The organism is Paenibacillus salivarius, from assembly GCF_051307165.1.
Classification (GTDB): Bacteria; Bacillota; Bacilli; order Paenibacillales; family Paenibacillaceae; genus Fontibacillus.
The window spans coordinates 3,188,841-3,205,926 of record NZ_CP195592.1 but is presented as its reverse complement, the minus strand read 5'-3'; the positions used below and the strand labels follow the sequence as shown (position 1 = coordinate 3,205,926).

The 17,086-nt window shown below is 46.2% G+C and carries 15 protein-coding genes; 7 read left to right on the top strand and 8 right to left on the bottom strand.

The features are described from left to right. Positions 1–47: 47 nt before the first annotated feature. On the bottom strand, positions 48–3,017 hold the full coding sequence (locus ACSFXJ_RS14525) for a Tn3 family transposase (RefSeq protein ID WP_435921054.1): 2,970 nt from the start codon (positions 3,015–3,017) through the stop codon (positions 48–50). 13 nt (positions 3,018–3,030) lie between these two features. After that, positions 3,031–3,948, bottom strand: coding sequence for a tyrosine-type recombinase/integrase (locus ACSFXJ_RS14520; RefSeq protein WP_071977829.1), 918 nt, complete (start codon positions 3,946–3,948; stop codon positions 3,031–3,033). Between the two features lie 152 nt (positions 3,949–4,100). Between ACSFXJ_RS14520 and ACSFXJ_RS14515 the strand changes: the two genes are divergently transcribed. Together ACSFXJ_RS14515 and ACSFXJ_RS14510 are read left to right on the top strand one after the other, a co-directional pair. Then, positions 4,101–4,358 (top strand): hypothetical protein, encoded by a 258-nt coding sequence (locus ACSFXJ_RS14515; RefSeq protein ID WP_071977828.1) that lies wholly within the window; start codon positions 4,101–4,103, stop codon positions 4,356–4,358. Further along, positions 4,327–4,590, top strand: coding sequence for a type II toxin-antitoxin system RelE family toxin (locus tag ACSFXJ_RS14510; RefSeq protein ID WP_071977827.1), 264 nt, complete (start codon positions 4,327–4,329; stop codon positions 4,588–4,590). Before ACSFXJ_RS14515 ends, ACSFXJ_RS14510 begins: the two co-directional genes overlap by 32 nt. A gap of 308 nt (positions 4,591–4,898) precedes the next feature. On the opposite strand, the gene ACSFXJ_RS14505 is transcribed toward ACSFXJ_RS14510, so the two are convergent. From ACSFXJ_RS14505 to ACSFXJ_RS14485, 5 genes are all read right to left on the bottom strand, one after another. Beyond that, complete coding sequence (locus ACSFXJ_RS14505; protein ID WP_139255010.1) at positions 4,899–5,333, bottom strand: AGE family epimerase/isomerase; 435 nt, start codon at positions 5,331–5,333, stop codon at positions 4,899–4,901. A gap of 515 nt (positions 5,334–5,848) precedes the next feature. Further along, positions 5,849–6,991: a Ger(x)C family spore germination protein gene (locus ACSFXJ_RS14500; RefSeq protein WP_435921053.1), complete on the bottom strand. Its 1,143-nt coding sequence runs from the start codon at positions 6,989–6,991 to the stop codon at positions 5,849–5,851. Further along, positions 6,992–8,503: a spore germination protein gene (locus tag ACSFXJ_RS14495; protein ID WP_185178648.1), complete on the bottom strand. Its 1,512-nt coding sequence runs from the start codon at positions 8,501–8,503 to the stop codon at positions 6,992–6,994. After that, complete coding sequence (locus tag ACSFXJ_RS14490) at positions 8,500–9,600, bottom strand: GerAB/ArcD/ProY family transporter (RefSeq protein ID WP_185178647.1); 1,101 nt, start codon at positions 9,598–9,600, stop codon at positions 8,500–8,502. The genes ACSFXJ_RS14495 and ACSFXJ_RS14490 overlap by 4 nt, the downstream gene beginning before the upstream one ends. A gap of 696 nt (positions 9,601–10,296) precedes the next feature. Further along, positions 10,297–11,127 carry a hypothetical protein gene (locus tag ACSFXJ_RS14485; protein ID WP_435921052.1) on the bottom strand — a complete coding sequence of 277 codons (831 nt, stop codon included), beginning with the start codon at positions 11,125–11,127 and terminating at the stop codon, positions 10,297–10,299. Between the two features lie 183 nt (positions 11,128–11,310). Between ACSFXJ_RS14485 and ACSFXJ_RS14480 the strand changes: the two genes are divergently transcribed. Genes ACSFXJ_RS14480 through ACSFXJ_RS14465 form a run of 4 tightly spaced genes read left to right on the top strand, consistent with a single transcriptional unit; the run spans position 11,311 to position 14,666 of the window. Beyond that, on the top strand, positions 11,311–12,249 hold the full coding sequence (locus ACSFXJ_RS14480) for a Gfo/Idh/MocA family protein (RefSeq protein ID WP_435921051.1): 939 nt from the start codon (positions 11,311–11,313) through the stop codon (positions 12,247–12,249). Then, a complete protein-coding gene (locus ACSFXJ_RS14475) occupies positions 12,228–13,160 on the top strand; it encodes a hypothetical protein (protein WP_435921050.1) in 933 nt (310 codons plus the stop codon). Before ACSFXJ_RS14480 ends, ACSFXJ_RS14475 begins: the two co-directional genes overlap by 22 nt. Next, entirely contained in the window at positions 13,157–13,711 is a 555-nt protein-coding gene (locus tag ACSFXJ_RS14470; protein WP_435921049.1) for a hypothetical protein, read from the top strand. Before ACSFXJ_RS14475 ends, ACSFXJ_RS14470 begins: the two co-directional genes overlap by 4 nt. 22 nt (positions 13,712–13,733) lie before the next feature. Beyond that, positions 13,734–14,666, top strand: a complete 933-nt coding sequence (locus ACSFXJ_RS14465) for a hypothetical protein (RefSeq protein WP_435921048.1) — start codon at positions 13,734–13,736, stop codon at positions 14,664–14,666. 257 nt (positions 14,667–14,923) lie between these two features. Here the strand turns inward: ACSFXJ_RS14465 and ACSFXJ_RS14460 are convergent, their stop codons facing one another. Then, entirely contained in the window at positions 14,924–15,244 is a 321-nt protein-coding gene (locus tag ACSFXJ_RS14460) for a hypothetical protein (protein WP_435921047.1), read from the bottom strand. A 151-nt stretch (positions 15,245–15,395) separates the two neighbouring features. Here ACSFXJ_RS14460 and ACSFXJ_RS14455 point away from each other — a divergent pair, with 151 nt between their 5' ends. After that, complete coding sequence (locus tag ACSFXJ_RS14455) at positions 15,396–17,081, top strand: glycoside hydrolase family 13 protein (protein ID WP_435921046.1); 1,686 nt, start codon at positions 15,396–15,398, stop codon at positions 17,079–17,081. The last annotated feature ends 5 nt before the right edge of the window (positions 17,082–17,086 follow it).

Here is a 17,086-nt window from a genome sequence, read left to right as displayed (position 1 = left end):
TTTTTCTTACTCTAAGCTGGTCCGGGACTATCACCCGGACCAACCTTTCATTCAATGTCCTGTTCTTTAAGCGGACGCAATGAATTAAGAGAAGTATTCTGCCTTAAATTGAACTTGTATTCTCCTAAGAAATTGATATGCTCCCATCCAAGTGGTGAAATATGCTTTAGTAGATCTTCCTGAAGCTTACCTTGCTTTTTGCGATGTTCTGATGCTTGCTGGAGATAGACGGTATTCCAAACGCTAATAGCATTAATGATGATGTTCAATGCGCTGGCTCGCTGGAGCTGATCCTGTAGAGCGCGTTCTCGCAGTTCTCCATGTTTGCCGAAAAAGATCGCCCTGGCCAATGCATTCATGGCTTCCCCTTTGTTCAATCCCCGATGGATTCTTCGCCGTAGCGCTTCACTTGAAAGATAATCCAGGATGAAGATTGTTTTTTCGATTCTACCCATTTCCCGGAGTGCGGTAGCCAAACTATTTTGTCTTGCATAGGAGCCGATTTTCCCCATAATGAGTGATGCCGAAACCGTTCCTTCCCGGATGGAGTGAGCCAGTCGGAGAACATCGTCATAGTTTTCCTGAATGATTTTTGTGTTGATCTGACCTCGCAGCAGCTTCTCCAGTTTAGGGAAGTCGGCAGGCTTCCCAATTGTGTACAGTTTGGAGTCAGCCAAGTCGCGTAAGCGCGGCGCAAAGCGAAATCCGAGCAAATGTGTTAAACCAAAGACTTGATCGGTGTAACCGGCTGTATCGGTATAATGCTCCTCAATGGTCAGATCCGTTTCATGATGCAGCAATCCATCAATGACATGTACGGCATCCCGAGCGTTCGTATTGATGACTTTCGTGTAGAACGTAGAAAATTGATCGCTCACGAACCGATAAATCGTAGCGCCTTTCCCGGTACCGTAGTGAGGATTCGAATCTGCATGAAGCGCCGAAACACCGATCTGGACGCGCATTCCATCGGATGATGAGGTGGTACCGTCTCCCCAGTATGAGGGCAGCGCCAGCTTATGATGGAAATTAACAAGAACGGCCTGCGCTTTATTCATCGCGTTTTCGTACAGCCGCCATTGCGCTGCATTAGCCATCTGCCGATATGAAATGCTCGGCGTGGCTTCAGCCATTTTCGTAAGTCCAATGTTCGTTCCCATTGCCATAATGGTAGCCATAAGAATTTTCGTTTCTTCCTCGTTCGGAGTGCGGTTACTGGAGGCGTGAATAAACTGTTCATGAAAATTCGTCCAGTTGGCTACTTCCATGAGCAGATCCGTTAGTTTGATTCGTGGAAGAAGTTCGTAAAGGGAAAGACTGAAATTCCGAGATTCGTCCGGAACATCTTTCTCCAATCTTTCAATGTGCAATTTCCCGTTCTCCAAATTCACGCCGTCCAGCTCGTCGATATGTTCGGAAACCCAGTTTAATCTTTGAAGAAGCGATTCAGTCCGTTCTTCAAGATAATTTTTTGCCGAAAGGCTGACGGCAAGCTTTGTAGCATTTGGATCGATGCCATTCCAGTCTTCTTTCGGCACAAGGTATTCCTCGAAATCTTTATGCTGACGGCTCCCGACAATGGAAACGTCACCAGAACGAACGTAATTGCGCAGTTCTGTCAGAACGGCCATTTCGTAATAATGCCGGTTGATCGTTCCGTCATCATCGTAGACGTACTTTTGCCAACGGTTTGAAACGAAATTTAGCGGTGCGCCTTCCGGAACTTTTCGCTTCCCGGTTTCATTCATATCCCGGATGATATCAACCGCCTTCATTAACGGTTCCGCCGACTTAGTTGAGTGAAATTCCAACGATTTTAACAGCGTTGGCGTATACTTCCGGAGCGCATAGAATTTCTTTTCCAATAAGTCTAAATAGTCATAATCTACGGGCCGCGCCAGCCGCTTGGCTTCCTCCACGGATTCGATGAGCTGATCCCACGGCATAACGGCTTCAAGCGCAACAAATGGGTCAACACCTTCACTACGAGCTTTGATCAGAGCCGCCCCAAGATCGGCAAAGTGAACAACCTTTTCGTTGATCGATTTACCGTTTTGCTTTTGAATTTCTTCTTGGGCTTTTCTCCCTTTCGAGAGCAGTATCATGATCTGCCGGTCATGAATCTCGAAAGCCAGGTCTGTCAAATCCTGAATCAGCTCCAGTAGGCACGCTACTAAAATCGCGTACTTTTTTGGATCATCAAAGCGACGGAAGGAGTGAGGTTCGTAGCGTGAACCAATTTTAGAAAGTTGCCGCAGCCGGTTCGGATGAATGCCTTTTGTATCGACTTGTAGCTGCAAGTCACGTATGAATTCGAGTTTTTCAATAACCTTCAAAAAAGAATCCGGAGAGCTGGTACCGGGAATTTCCCTTAACCATGCCAAGTAGGTTTTGCTGCTTTCCGGCATTATGGTCAAGATTCGATCCAGCTTAGCAATCTGTATTTCTGTAAGCGAGCTACTGAGCAGCCTGAATATTTTTTCTTCTGTTCGTTTGCGAGTCTCCCAAACTGCTCTTTCAATCGTGGCCATTGAAGGAAGTATGATTTTACGCTTGCGTAACTCTTCGAGTGCGAGTTGAATCAAGTGTAGAGGATTACCGTTCGCCATTGCATGGTTAAAAAGATGCTTGCACAGGGAACGATACTCACTCAAGGTAAACGTCTGGAAGCCATATTCCTTCCTGATTTCCTCCAAATGCTCGTATTTCGTGGCTTCTCGTTCGCCGTAAGATGCAAAAGACTCCAAATCGGCGTTGATTTGTTTAGCGATATAACGAAGGACTTGAATTGGTACTTCTTTTACGTCAGAGAGCGTCCAGCCGAGATAGCGAAGTACGCACAGCTGCACGGCAAAGCCGAGTCGATTATAATCTCTTCGCCGCTGCTGAATGATTTCAAGGTCATGCTGGGTAAATGTGAAATAGGTGCCCAATTCCCATTCGCCGAGATTAGGCGGTATTTGCAAATATTGCAGCCGTTCCTCCGGAGTTAGCAATTCCCTTACTCTCGCGTACATCGTTCTCATCCCCTCATTGCCATGCTATTTTTTCGACTTCAGATTGCAGATCCGCGCGAGTCGCCTTGACGTAAATCATCGTTGTATCCAGACTATCGTGTCCCATAATTTGCGCCAAGCGGTGCAATGGCGTGTTCTCTGCCATCACGTACCCGAACCGGTGCCGTAGATCGTGTGCGCTCAGTCCTTCGAGCCGCGCCACTTTCATGTATTTTTGAATCAAATGGCGTAAAGCTCGTTCGGTTAATCGATCGCCAGTTTTCTCCGAAGGAAACAGATAAGGACTATCCGGAGGAAGAACTGTCAGATATTTTTCCAAAGCAGATCTGCACGTTGCGTTCAAAGGTACTTCACGCTGTTTATTTCGTTTTCCGGACCGCACCGTAAGTTGACCGCTGCGTTTTCCGATTTGAATATCGCCGGGAGTCAAGTCGCAAACCTCCATCGTTCTGATGCCGGTATGAAGCATGACAATAAGGATCGTCTGATCCCGGAGAGAGCCGCTATGCTCGGCCGCAGCAATCAATGCAGCTTCTTCCTTGTCAGTCATCTGCCGAGGGCTTACCTTTTCTTCCGGAACCAATTTGACCGGCTTGGAAGGATCACGGCGAATCCTGGATTCCGAAGTGGCCCACTCAAAAAAACGTTTCAGAGTTATAAGTCGCCGATTAATGGTCGCCGGTTTTAATTCCATCACTTTTTGCGCGGCTTCCCGGTATCGTGTTAATGTTGGAGTAGCCACATCTTCGATTCGAAATATAACTTCTTCCTCTTGGTGGTCGGCTGTTTCAAACCAACCAATAAAATGTTTCAGGTCACTTGCGTATTCCTTTAGCGTTTTGGGATTCAAATCTTCGCGGGTGGTGAGAGCGTGAATGAAGTCATGAATAGTCTGCTCACCCTGTTCCGAAATCCCGGTCGTCTCTCTCATTAGCAAAGCCTCCAAATCTTGACTTACATTAGCGGACATGGTATTCTTATCTTAACCTATACATTAGCGGACATCAAGTGTGCGTTCTGAAAATGCATAACGACCGCTAATCTTAATTAGCGGTCATTAGAAAATTAGGAGGTCATTCCTTCATGGTAGTTCGTAAAGACGATTTGCATAGCCTGATTGAACGGCTCCAAGAACCCGATCAAAAAACAGCTTTTGACTTTCTTCAATATTTAATAGAACGTTCGGAAAGAAAGCCGCTGAGCTGGGAAGAGATAGATCGGCAAGAACCCGATGACGAGCCTTTGACGGAAGAAGAACTTCGCCAATTAAAAAGCGATGCCGGATATGTGTCGGGGGAGGTAGCCAAGTGTGAGTTTGGGCTACAAGTTGACTTACCATAAAGATGCGGTAAAATTTATCGCCAAGCAAGAGAAGCGGATTCAAGAACAAATCACGCAAGGTTTGAAAGGTCTGCTCATCATTCCTCCAGTTGGAGATATCAAACCAATGAAAGGCTTTATTGGCCTGTACCGACTGCGGATCGGTACGTTAAGAATTCTTTTCGAAATCAATCACGATGAGAAGGTGGTTTATATACGAGCTATTGATTCGCACGGCGGGATTTACAAATAACTTTTCTTTCGCTTTGTAGAGTTTGGAGTAATTAAGGGAAATGGGAAGTTTCCGAATTTGGGTAAACCTACTACTGTAACCCAAGATATAAACAATATTATCCTGTGATTTAGGAACAAACCGTCGAGGGAGCATGCTATTATTTGTTGACCTCTTCAACGTAAAGGAACGAAGATTAGGAAAATGAGATTGATTAACGTCTGAGGTCGACGTTCGTCGTTAGGTCCTGATTTAGTGCCATTATCCGGCCCCCCGAACATCTGCCGAAAATGAAGAAACGGCACAATTTGGAGCCTCCGAATTTATGGTCACCAACAATAACTGAAAATATCGATATACCACTTTCGATATTCAGATTGCCCAATTTTTGATGCTAACAGTGCAGATGCACCGATCGCTTCGGCCATGACCCAATACGATTTGTCGGTATCGATGATTCTCCTATTGGGATCATCCATCGAGTAGAAAATCCCTCCATTCTCTCGGTCCACTCCCTTGGTCGCTGCAAATCGAAATAATCGCTCGGCATAGAGGGCATGCCAAACCTCCGGAGCGTACTGATCAAGCAACTTTGCACCATTCAATAGAATGACCAAAAATATATCCATACGGACGAGTTTCGTCTTTTGTTTTTCCCTTATTATAATTCCAATCGATTTCCCAGTTTCCCAGTCCGCGTTATAATGCTCCCAAATGAGTTCTCCAGATTGCGGCAATAGTTTAAACATGACTGATTGCGCCAACTGTCTTCCCAGAACGATATTTTACGAAATCCCCGATCTGGCTGGCAATACTAACCACGAAAATAAATCTGGAAATACCCACAAGATGTTTTGTTAAATTCTCTTCATCATTCGGCCGTTCGTTGCATTTTCCTGGATTCCCATGAAATAGCCAACGAGAAGCAATAGACGTCATTTACTATCCTCGGGGTTATTAACCCCATTCTCTATGTCTTTGAGAAATTGGGGTAAAATCAGGACTGCATCAAGGATACAGGTAAATATAACAAACATTGAGGAAACCGGGGAGCTTGACATATACATCCTCCCGGTTATTGCGAAGTGGAACGCGAAGAAAATCGCAACGATCCAGTTAAGAGTGATGCAGATTCGAATTAACGAACATAACAGTTTCCTACCCCGTGTCATTTTGTGGAACACCTCTTTTGTAGTTATCTGGAAATGGGTTTCATTTAGCCATTCCTTCCTTTTATCCTGATCGACCCCCTTCCATCCACTTCAACACTTACCATGTTTCAAGGTAACTTTAGTTTCCCTGCATTGTTCAATTTAACCGAAACCTTGATCTCTTGAAGGGATTCCGTTGTTATTTTGAAATCTCTTTCCGCGTAGATCTTTTTCCAATCTTTATTTTTCTGACGATACAGCGCATGTTCCAGTTGTAACAGGTCGGAATGGATTTCAAGCCCTTTTTCGAACGTTCTTTTGATTTCATTTTGTACTAGTTCTGCCGCTTTCTCCTCCATAAGCCGTTCAGACATGGGTTGGATGATCTCGCTAACATTTCCCGAAAGCTTAACATCGACGGTATACGTAACTTCCTTTCCCTTGACATGCGGAATGATTTTAACCTTTGGATTCTCGAGAGACAATGCAACCTGTGGCTTTCCACCACTGCGAAGTATTAAAGGGCTACGTTGGGTTTGGGGTTCCACCCAGCGGAGGCCCGGAATGTTTTCCCTGGTGAGCCGACCTCGATATTTTCCATCCTGCAAAACGAAAACACCATCCATTTCAAGCATCGAATGCGGGTCTCCACCTTTTTTCCAATGCCGATCCGAAATGGATAAAGAAGGTAAAAGGGTCGCCTTTCCTGGTTCGTGGATATCGGACACGAACTCCCTCGAGGTTATCGGGGCAATGACCGATTCTTGTTTGTAACTCTCCTGCGGTTGATGAAGCAATGACATAAGCGGTGATAGATTAAAAAAAGGAGTTACCGCGAAAATTTGGTCTATCGGCTCTGTAGTGCCAAAAAACCATGGTGTGTAGCGCATTTCATAATAGCGGTGCCGCAGTTCATCGATCTCCTTTAATCCCTTTTTCAATACGTTCTCACTTACGACAACGGTGATAATTTGGCCATAAAAAATCCGCATCTCCGATGTGTGGTACAAATCATTAACGGCACTAAGTGTCGTATCCCCCATGCCTTGACCGACCCACACGGGAATTGGCCGGAGCGGCTTCCCTGATTCCATTTTTGCGACATCCGAGAAGTCCAGCAGTTGCCCATAAACGACGTATTGACCCTCGACATAATCGATCCCGATACTTGTTAAATAATTGACATCTTGAATATCCTTAATATCCCAGCAGCCAGTTAAAAGAAGTGGGAATATCAAATAGATGGACGTCAATTTCTTCCATCCCGACATTTAGGAATCACCTCTTCTCGTGGAATCTTTCGTATGCAACATTTCGGGTCGGCGATTTATTGTGTTCCACGGTTTTCGGATAACAGCCGCAATAAAGTCCTTCCAAGTTAAAGGGGATAAGGGGGCAAGATACGGTACACCAAAGGACTCCAACCGCGAAAGATACAAAACAATCGCAATCGTAGACAAAATAAATCCGTACATGCCCAGCACCGACGAACAAATCAATACAAAAAATCGGATGATGGTTACCGAACCAACGAGCGATTGATTGACCAATGTAAAACTTGAAACTGCGGTTACGGCCGCTACGACAAGCAAAGTCGTTGAGGCAAGTCCAGCACGAATGGCTGCATCCCCAACCACAATTCCCCCAACAACAGCTACCGTTTGGCCAACCGCTTTAGGCAGCCTCTCTCCGGCTTCTCGAAACAGCTCGAACATAAAGATCATTAATAAAGCCTCCATGGGCCCAGGCATAGGTAAGCCAATTCTTGACATCGAAATCGTTGCTAAAAGTGGATACGGTATTTGTTCCACATTAAAGGACGAAAGCGCAATCCAAAAACCCGGCAGCAGCAATGATATGACTAGACCCACAAGACGCAAAAACATCCCCAAAGTAGCATAATAAAACGGGAAATAGGCATCTTCAGGTGATTTTAGTAAGAGGGTTAAATTGGCAGGTCCTATAATGGCATTAGGGGCCCCCTCGACAATAACGGCGAATCGTCCGTGTATGAGACAGTCTGCCACATAATCGGGGCGACCGGAATAATCCAGTAAAGGGAATAAGGTGAACGAATAATCGGAAATGATTTTTTCCAATTGGCTGCTCCCCATTATGGCATCTATATCGATGTGTTGTAAGCGGGTTTTCGCCTCCTTCACAATTTCAGGCTGAATGATATCTTCGATGTAGAGCAAAGCCACTTTGCTGTTGCTCCTTCTTCCAATCGTAAATTGTTCATAACAAAGGGAATTGGTGCGAAGGCGTTTGCGAATTAATGCTACGTTGGTTGTTAGTTCTTCCACGAACCCATCTTTTGGCCCTTTGATGGATATTTCCGTGTTTGATTCCGAGGGGCTTCGATGAGGGGGAGAAGCAATATCCAATGCATATAGAGCATTCAGGTTTGAAAGGTAAATGATGAGTTGACCCGAAAATACGCGGGTTGTCAGATCCCCTGTCTGATCGACTCGGGTTAATTCGAGCTTTTTATCGAACTCTATACCAGGTTTCGAATGATGCAACATACTTTCCAATCGCGGAAACACGTATTCGTTGATCTGCTGTATATCCGCCAACCCTTCGCAATAGATAAGGTGTACCGTTTGCAGGGAGTCCACATCGCCAAAGTCATACTTATCCATCTTCACATCTGCGCAATTGCGAAATAAGGAGCGGAACCCTTCCGGTGACCATTCGTGATTTTGGGGCAGGGCAACCGATGGTACCGGGGAAGATGTATGATTTTTCAATAGGGATTTCCATAACCGGCGAAATTTCATTTATGTCTCACTCCAGTTCTATTTTTCACGAGTACAGCAATAAACAACAAAAGCGATACCCCTACAACTAAACCTAATGACAAAGGTAAATATACCTGTTTCAAAAAGCTGGCATATTGCATGTCGCTGACGGGTAACTCAACAACGACGACAATAATGATGCCGAGGAGCGTTAACCATACAAGCCTAAAGTTCTTGTTATGACTTGCTGGCAATAGATCGATTAGTAAAAGCAGCGAAATGGAAACCCGGACAAATGCCCCCGATAGCCACTGATAAATGGATAAGAAGTCTACATGCCGAATATAATTTCCAACTTGTACGAGACGCCATTCTTCATAAGCCGGGTACCGCAGTTTCGACGCTTCAAAAGGACCAAATTCAGCAATTGCGCCGGTAACTGGCCCCAATACCAGTATGATCAGAAAGATAGCCAATAAACATAGCGACCATGGACGAACGTTTGATTTCATTCGATGATGGAATAGCAGAATAATAATGAATTCTGCAAGTCCTCCACCTACATACATACATCCTTTGAGAACGGGCTCCACTCCATGTTCCATGATGGGTGTCAACAAAGCATAATTTTTCTTGGGAAGATTGGAGCTCATGACAAAATCCCCAAATACGACCACGAACGGCAGCAAAATGCCTGCAGTAATCGCAATGGTTCGGAGTCCGAAATGGACGGCATAACAACATAAAAGAATCAATGAAACGGATAAAACAAGTTGTGGCGTTTTTGGCAAGTAGGAGGCATGCGTCCAAGTGGTTGTTTCCTTTACCGTTAAAACAATAATCAAAAATAGATAGGCGATGAAAAAAAAACGAAATGCGACGGAAATGACCGTTCCATAATTCCCCTGTAACCAGGTCACAATCGGTTGCTGTTTTGTCTTTTTCATGATGTAGTAGAGAATAAGTGTCCATATTATATACGGCAAAATCATGGCCAAAACACTTAACCACGCGTCTCTTTTCGCCTCTTGCAACAAGGAGGGAATGACCATGACATGGTTCATTAACCCTACCGCTAAGGCAATGATGGAAAACGATGGGATTGTGCCAATGGCGAAACCTGTTTTATTAACCATATCGAATAGTCCCCTCAACAACAAATGGTTCCTTCTTCTTCAGCTTGTTATCCAAACTGGAAGGAAGCCATGAACTTAATAAACATTTATTCCCACAAATCCTGGAAGTATTCCTGTATCAAAGAAGTTGCAATATGTGCTTCTGGGACGTCCGCCATAATTGGATGACGGATTACTTTATGGACCATATTTGTAAACGTGAGTATCTCAAGCCAAAGAGTCCAGTTTGATCTTTTTACTCCTTAAAAAGAAAAGGGTCAGCGCCGTAGCGCCAACCTTTTATTTGAAGATGGCCAATCCACCGCTGAAAGAACTGGAAGTTGAATAACCGGTGGTCCGGGCTATGCCGCCCGGACTATTGAACTTAGAGTAAGAAAAAAAGCGAAGCCGGAAACATCCGAAGGCTTAGCGTATATTTTCGATAAAATGTTGGCGGGACCCCTATATTCAGTAACAAAGTGTTGTTTAAATTCATCAGTGTATGTGATGCCCTTTGAACTGACTGTTTTAACATATCGGTTCTTAGATAGTGTTGTGATATCTTTCTCTGTAAATAATTTTTTACTCATAATTCTCCGTCTCCACGTATTTCTCTATGTTATTCTTTAAATTATACAAAAAACACCCTATAGAAAGAGCACTTTTTTTAAGTGTCTATTCTATAGGGTACATTTTATTTAAGGACTACCCCTTTTTTTATGCGATGAAATCGAACTGTTGTTCGTCCTCTTTTTGATTTGCAGTTTGTTGAGTCAGGCTATAAGCAGATCGAATTCGCTCTGAATCGGTCACTGAAGGTTCGGAAACCTCTTGTTGACCGGATTCCTTCGAATCTTCCTTCAGTTTGTCCATAATCCCCGATGTCGTTTCGCCAATTCGGCGCTCAAGCTCGGAGATTCCTTTTTTTAATTTGTCCAGTTGTTCACGCTTCAAGGATGACGGGGAAGAAGAACGCTGCTCGTCAAGTGAAATTTCCATTTGTAAAATACGTGCTTGCCCTTGCAGATTACGTTTTAAAGAAGACATCGTCTTCACTTGATCCATATTTCCTACCAAAGAGACTACATTTTGCAATTTTTCCGCTTCAGCTTCCTGCTCTGTTTTAGGTTTGTTTGCATCGGCCTTTTCATTTTTCGGATCTTCATCGTCCAGGCCCAGCGCCTTTTTACGCTCGTCCAGGAGTTGTTGACTAATTTGCTCGTCAATGTTTCGGATTTGCTCATCCAAATCGCTGAGCTGATCCTTGATCAAATTCAGCTGCCCGCCGTTTTCCAAAGTTCTGTCGATTAAGTTCTTTTTGCTTTCCTGCAGGTTTTCCTTCTGCTTCATCAAAGATTCAACGATTTGATTGACCTTGGAACGGCCATGATCACCTTGCAAGTTTCGAGCTTTATAACTGATCGATATGTAATCTTGCCCGGAGTCTTGCTTTGAATCTTGCTTGTTTGGTTTTTGTTCAAGGCCAGAGACCTTGATTCCGGGTATTGAAAAATGCGTTGAAGCCGGTGTCGAAAATGAAATATGCATTTTGCTCACCTCCTTTAAAAGAAATCATTGAGGTTGATAGATTAGTTTTAACCTATCTTATATATATATCGGTAATAGACCGTGAATTTTGTAACAAATCTTCTCTTAACACCTCCCCAAAGTTTACACCCCTCCCTCCTTATGCCAAAATGGAACTAATCAGAATTTCCAGGAGGTTGAACGATGCGGGTTGGAATTATCGGGCTTGGAGATATCGCACAAAAAGCGTACCTTCCGGTCATTGCGGCTAGAGAGGATGTTCAGCTGGTGTTTTGTACCCGGAACCGGGAGACGCTGGGGCGGCTCGCGGCCAAATACCGGGTAGCGGAAGCGGTACATACGGTGGAGGAGTTGATTGCGGCGAGGATCGACGCGGCTTTTATCCATTCGGCGACGGAGTCGCATGCGGGAATTGCGGAGCAGCTGATGCGGAATGGAATCCATGTGTACGTGGATAAACCGATTTCCTACCATCTGGAGGAGTCGGAGCGTGTGGCGGCGTTGGCCGAAGAGCTGGGCGTGATGCTGATGGTTGGCTTTAACCGCCGGTTTGCGCCGATGGTGGCCGCATTGAAGGAGGAGAAAGACCGCCGAATCGTTTTGCTGCAAAAAAACCGCCTTCATTCGCCGGACTTTGCCCGCCGGTTCATCTATGACGATTTCATCCATGTTGCGGATACGATTCGTTACTTGACGCCGGGCGAACCGACAGCGCCTGAGCGAATTTCCGTATTCGCCAAGGAAGGCAAGCTGGTGCATGTCCAGCTGCAGTTGGAGAGAGACGGGTTCGTAGGCACAGGTACGATGAACCGGGATTCAGGCGCTAATGACGAAATTCTCGAGGTGATGAATCCGGGGAACAAATGGGTCGTGGAAGGGTTGAATTCGACGGTTCATTATTCCGGGGGCAAGGAGAGCCGGATCGGTTTCAAGGATTGGGATCCCGTGCTGTACCGCCGGGGATTCGTGCAAATCATCGACCATTTCCTGACTTGCGTCCGGGAAAATAAGCAGCCGGCTATTTCGCTGAGGGATGCGCTTGAAAGCCACCGGTTGTGCGAGCGGATCGTTCGGCAGGCGGAAGAACAGGGAGCTTTTCCATGGTCAAAAACGCTGCAATAATCCGGATCGTCGTGATCGCGGTCCTGGTTCTGTCCGCAGGAAGCTGGGCGGGTAACTTATGGATATATAATCGCTCTCAGTTGCCTGAGCCGGTCTTTTTCAAGCATTATATTGAAATCGAATATGGGGAGGGAGCTTCGTTTGAACTGGCCTATCTTGAAAATAAATCAGCCGAGAACCATATTCAAACGATTCGGATCCCCGAGTTGCCGGAAGCGAAAATTCAGCCATGGACGTCCTATGAAAATTATACTCATCAAGTCGAGGGTTTGATGCGTGTATCCATCTCAAATGCCGATATGAGCGGAAAGCCCGGATTGACGGATGGTGAACCGATGATTATCCGGCAGGTCGAGACTTTTTTTGATGACGGCACTTCAAAAATAATGGACATTGGCGAGATCCGAGTCTATGCCCCCGGCTCTGAAGCAGAGGATGTAGCGCGTTACTCTTCATCCGGCGCTTCGTCCGAGGGAACGGGGTATGACCGGTTAAAAATGCTGAAAGATGCCGAGCTTACGGGGATTGTCTCCGGTTTTATGCCGCAGCTGGCGGATCATTGGAGGTTTATTTTTGATGCAAAACAGGTCAGAATGCTGGACCAGAATACAGTTTCCCTTGAGGAAATCCAGGTCGGAAGCGAGGCCGCCTATACCGGAGCGCCGATCGAAGCGATTCCGTATCCCGTAAAGCTTGAAGCTGACGAGTTCGTGACTTTGGCTTATCGGATGAATGTTGCGGACCATACGACGGTTGCGGATCAAACCGATGTATACCATCTCATGTTCCGAATGGAGATGAAGGACGAGGAAGGAAATACGTATCGCTATCCGGCACATATTTCATACACCCCAAGCCTTACGAATAGGCAGGTTGCCGAATACGTGCAGATCAGGAGGGCGGGACAATGAAAAAGTTGTTTTACCGTGTCGGCCTTGGCATGATTTTCGTCATATTCAATATTGGCAACACCTTTGATCTGCTTCCTGATCCGATCGGTTACCTGATCATGATGTCTGCACTTTTGGAATTACGAAGACTGGAGAAAAGTTTTACTATGGGGGCTTGGATTTCGGGAGTACTCACGGTCATTTCGATCCCAAGCGCGTTTCAGAGATTTATACTCAATTTTAGCTATCCGGGCGAGTCCCTCCATGTCGGTTTGATCTTTCAACTGGCCGAGACATTTTTGAATTGGGCACTGCTGTACAGCATTTGCAACGGGGCCTTCAAGCTGGCGGCCATTCGTGGAAAAGGCGGTCTGGCAGCCGCGATCCGGTTCCGCTGGTGGTTATATTTCGGCAGTTCGGCGCTTTATATGCTATTTTTTCCGTATATATTTAATTTCGAACGATTGAATGAAGTAGTACTCTTGGCCGGCGGAATTTCATGGATCGCATTCATGATGATTTTTATGGTCATTCGCAGGACAGGAAGAGAATTAGCCGGATTACAAGGTTGATTCCAAAGAGGGGGAGATCGCGTTGTTCGAGCACCTGAACGAAAGGTTAACGGAACTCAAAGAAAAAGGGCGTCAGCAGGAGAAATGGGAAAAACGCCGTAACCATTTAAAAGAGGAGTTAGTCCGGTTGGAACAAGCCCTTCAAACGGCGAATCACAGGCTTGAAGAGGAAGAGAAGGACGTAGAACGGCTGACCGGAGTTTCCATTTCCAATTTTCTGTATACGCTGGCGGGGAAAAAAGAGCGAAAGCTTGACGAGGAGCAGAGGGAAGCGGTTGCGGCGCGTCTGAAATACGAAGAAGCCGACCGTGCGGTCCGGGATACGCAGCTTCAGATCGCGCTCATCGACCGGCAGCTCCTTGAAATCGCGGGCTGGAAGAATGACTACGACCGGGTTTTCCGGGAAAAGGAACAGCAGATTCTCGACGAAAATACCGAGCTTCGAGAGCTGGCCGAGCGCCAAGCCGATCTTGGCGTGGAGGCAAAGGAACTGAACGAAGCGATCCGAGCGGGACGCTCGGTTCAGGATGACTTGAGCCGGGCTGAAGAAGAGCTCCAATCCGCCCGGAATTGGGGGACTTACGATATGCTGGGCGGAGGCATGATTTCCACGCATATCAAGCACAATCGCCTCGATGAGGCGATGAATCGGATTTACGCGGCGCAAACGAATTTACGCCGGTTTGAGCAAGAGCTTCGGGATGTCGGAGGCAGTCTGGATGCTTCGAAGCTGGAGGTTGGCGGATTGCTGCGATTTTCGGATTTCTTTTTTGACGGATTTCTCGCCGACTGGCTGGTGCAGGGACGCATCAATGACGCATTGGATCAAGTGCTGGCGAAGCATCGTGAAGTAAGCCGGATCGTCTCCGAACTAAGCAGCGCCGAACGGGGAATCCGGAATGAGCTGGATACGGTGCATAGGAAATACGTGCAATTGGTGGAGAGGTATGAGTAATACCTCTTGACTTCATAAAATAAGGACAAAAAAGGTCGCTATTTTCACACAATTCGGGCATGCAGAGCAAAATAGAGACCTTTTAAGTCCTTATTTTTCGCTTTACAGGCTAAAAGGGGATAAAATGGGGTGAAAAGCGGAAATAGCGCCCAAAATGGTTCTTATTTTTTGCGAATGAGCTTTTTTCGACAAAATAGAGCCCAAAAATGTCCTTATTTTTTGACGGGCGGCGAATCGAACCGAGTCCGATCCAAATCCTAATCCTCGCCGTTCATCTTATACCCTTTCAAAGCCTCCAGGGCGCTTTTCTGCGATTGGGCGAAAACCCGTGCTTTAGGAGGTGCTTCCGGTCTTTCGGGTTCAGGCAATCTGTTCATCACTTCCTCGAGATAGTAACGGTTATCGTCGACCCGTTCAAGAATAACGGCAAGCGCGATATAAATGATTCCGAATAGAATCCCTGCAACGACGGTCCAGAAAGCTTGTCCCCATTCCCCCATCGAAAAGCCCATAACCGCGCCCGACACCAAGCTTCCCGCAATGATCACAATTCCGATCCCATTTAAAAATTTGATCACTCGATCCCTCTCCTTGCTCTTATTTTGGACATACTAACATTATCCATTTTTAATATTTAGTTAATTATACTATACCGAGATCGCGATTTACGTAAAGCATCGGGACCGATTCGGGTATGTTATACATATGGACAACAAGGAGGCGTGACGTATGAATCCAAAATGGTGGAAAGAGTGTGTCGTTTATCAGATTTATCCGATCAGTTTCATGGATTCGAACGGGGACGGCATCGGTGATCTGCAAGGGATCATCTCCAAGCTGGACTATTTGAAGGACCTTGGGGTCGATGTCATTTGGGTTTGCCCGATCTATAAATCCCCGAATCATGACAACGGATACGACATCAGCGATTATTGCGACATTATGAAGGAATTCGGGACGATGGAGGACTTTGACCTGATGCTGAAAGAAATCCATCTCCGGGGAATGAAGCTCATGATGGATTTGGTGCTCAACCATACCTCGCACGAGCATCCGTGGTTCCAGGATTCGAGGCGCTCCAAGGACGATCCAAAACGGGACTACTACATATGGAGAAAAGGCAAAAACGGAGGTCCCCCGAACAACTGGGAGTCTTATTTCAGCGGCTCGGTATGGGAGTATGATCCGCAGACCGATGAATATTATCTTCATCTATATTCCAAATACCAGCCCGATTTGAACTGGGAAAATCCGGAGGTCATCGAAAAGCTGCATGAGATGGTCGAGTGGTGGCTTAAAAAAGGCGTGGACGGGTTCCGGTTTGACGCCATCGCCCATATCGTAAAGCAAGAAGGGCTTCCCGACGCGGACAATCCGCATCAGACGACGACGGTCCGGGCTTACGAAATGTTCTCTAACCTGGAGGATGTGCACACCCTGCTGCAAAATTTATATGATAAGGTGTTGTATTTTTACGATATCATGACGGTAGGCGAAACGTCGGGCTTGGGACCGGAGGAAGCGCTGGACTATGTGGGTGACGGCAGGCGCGAACTCAATATGACCTTTCAGTTTGAGCATATGTTTCTGGATGCCGCTTCGGCGGGAAGCGGGAAATGGGATACCGTCCCTTGGAGGCTGACCGAGCTGAAAAAAGTAATGAGCAACTGGCAGACGGTACTGCACAATCGCGGGTGGAACGCCAATTATTTGTGCAACCATGATCAGCCGCGCGCGGTGTCCAGGTTTGGGGACGATATGCTCTGCCGGGTTCCCTCCGCCAAAATGTTGGCCACTTTCCTGCTGACTCTCGAAGGGACGCCATACATCTACCAGGGCGAGGAAATCGGCATGACCAATATTGCCTTCGATTCGATCGAAGACTATCGGGATGTCGAAACGCTGAACTACTATGAAGAGCAGCGGTCAATAGGCGTCCCCGAAGAGGAGATCATGCGGGCGATCCATAAAAAAAGCCGCGACAACGCCAGGACGCCGATGCAGTGGGATGCTACCGAGAATGCCGGGTTTACGACGGGAACACCGTGGATTAACGTCAATTCCAACTATATGGAAATCAATGTGGTCAGTGCGGTGAAGGATCCGGATTCCATCTATCAATACTATAAAAAAATGATTGAGCTCCGTAAAAAGCATAAAGTGATCGTGTACGGGAAATACGATTTGCTGCTGCCGGATCATGAGGAAATTTATGCGTATACCCGGACTTTGGATAAGGAGCAGCTGCTGGTGATCCTGAACTTTTTCGGCAAAGAACCGGTGTTCGAACTGCCGGAGGAAGTGAATCCGGATGGCATGGAGCTTCTGATATCGAATTACGAGCCGAAAAAAGGCGAAGATTTATACCGTTTAAAACTGCGTCCTTACGAAGCAAGGGTGTATCTAAAAAAATGAGGTGA

What these genes read in the sequence shown, in the direction of transcription:
- ACSFXJ_RS14515 (WP_071977828.1), top strand. Translation starts at nt 4,101, where the DNA reads ATGGTAGTTCGTAAAGACGATTTGCATAGCCTGATTGAACGGCTCCAA.
- ACSFXJ_RS14470 (WP_435921049.1), top strand. Translation starts at nt 13,157, where the DNA reads ATGAAAAAGTTGTTTTACCGTGTCGGCCTTGGCATGATTTTCGTCATA.
- ACSFXJ_RS14520 (WP_071977829.1), bottom strand. Translation starts at nt 3,948, where the DNA reads ATGAGAGAGACGACCGGGATTTCGGAACAGGGTGAGCAGACTATTCAT.
- ACSFXJ_RS14475 (WP_435921050.1), top strand. Translation starts at nt 12,228, where the DNA reads ATGGTCAAAAACGCTGCAATAATCCGGATCGTCGTGATCGCGGTCCTG.
- ACSFXJ_RS14480 (WP_435921051.1), top strand. Translation starts at nt 11,311, where the DNA reads ATGCGGGTTGGAATTATCGGGCTTGGAGATATCGCACAAAAAGCGTAC.
- ACSFXJ_RS14495 (WP_185178648.1), bottom strand. Translation starts at nt 8,503, where the DNA reads ATGAAATTTCGCCGGTTATGGAAATCCCTATTGAAAAATCATACATCT.
- ACSFXJ_RS14485 (WP_435921052.1), bottom strand. Translation starts at nt 11,127, where the DNA reads ATGCATATTTCATTTTCGACACCGGCTTCAACGCATTTTTCAATACCC.
- ACSFXJ_RS14490 (WP_185178647.1), bottom strand. Translation starts at nt 9,600, where the DNA reads ATGGTTAATAAAACAGGTTTCGCCATTGGCACAATCCCATCGTTTTCC.
- ACSFXJ_RS14525 (WP_435921054.1), bottom strand. Translation starts at nt 3,017, where the DNA reads ATGTACGCGAGAGTAAGGGAATTGCTAACTCCGGAGGAACGGCTGCAA.
- ACSFXJ_RS14500 (WP_435921053.1), bottom strand. Translation starts at nt 6,991, where the DNA reads ATGTCGGGATGGAAGAAATTGACGTCCATCTATTTGATATTCCCACTT.
- ACSFXJ_RS14455 (WP_435921046.1), top strand. Translation starts at nt 15,396, where the DNA reads ATGAATCCAAAATGGTGGAAAGAGTGTGTCGTTTATCAGATTTATCCG.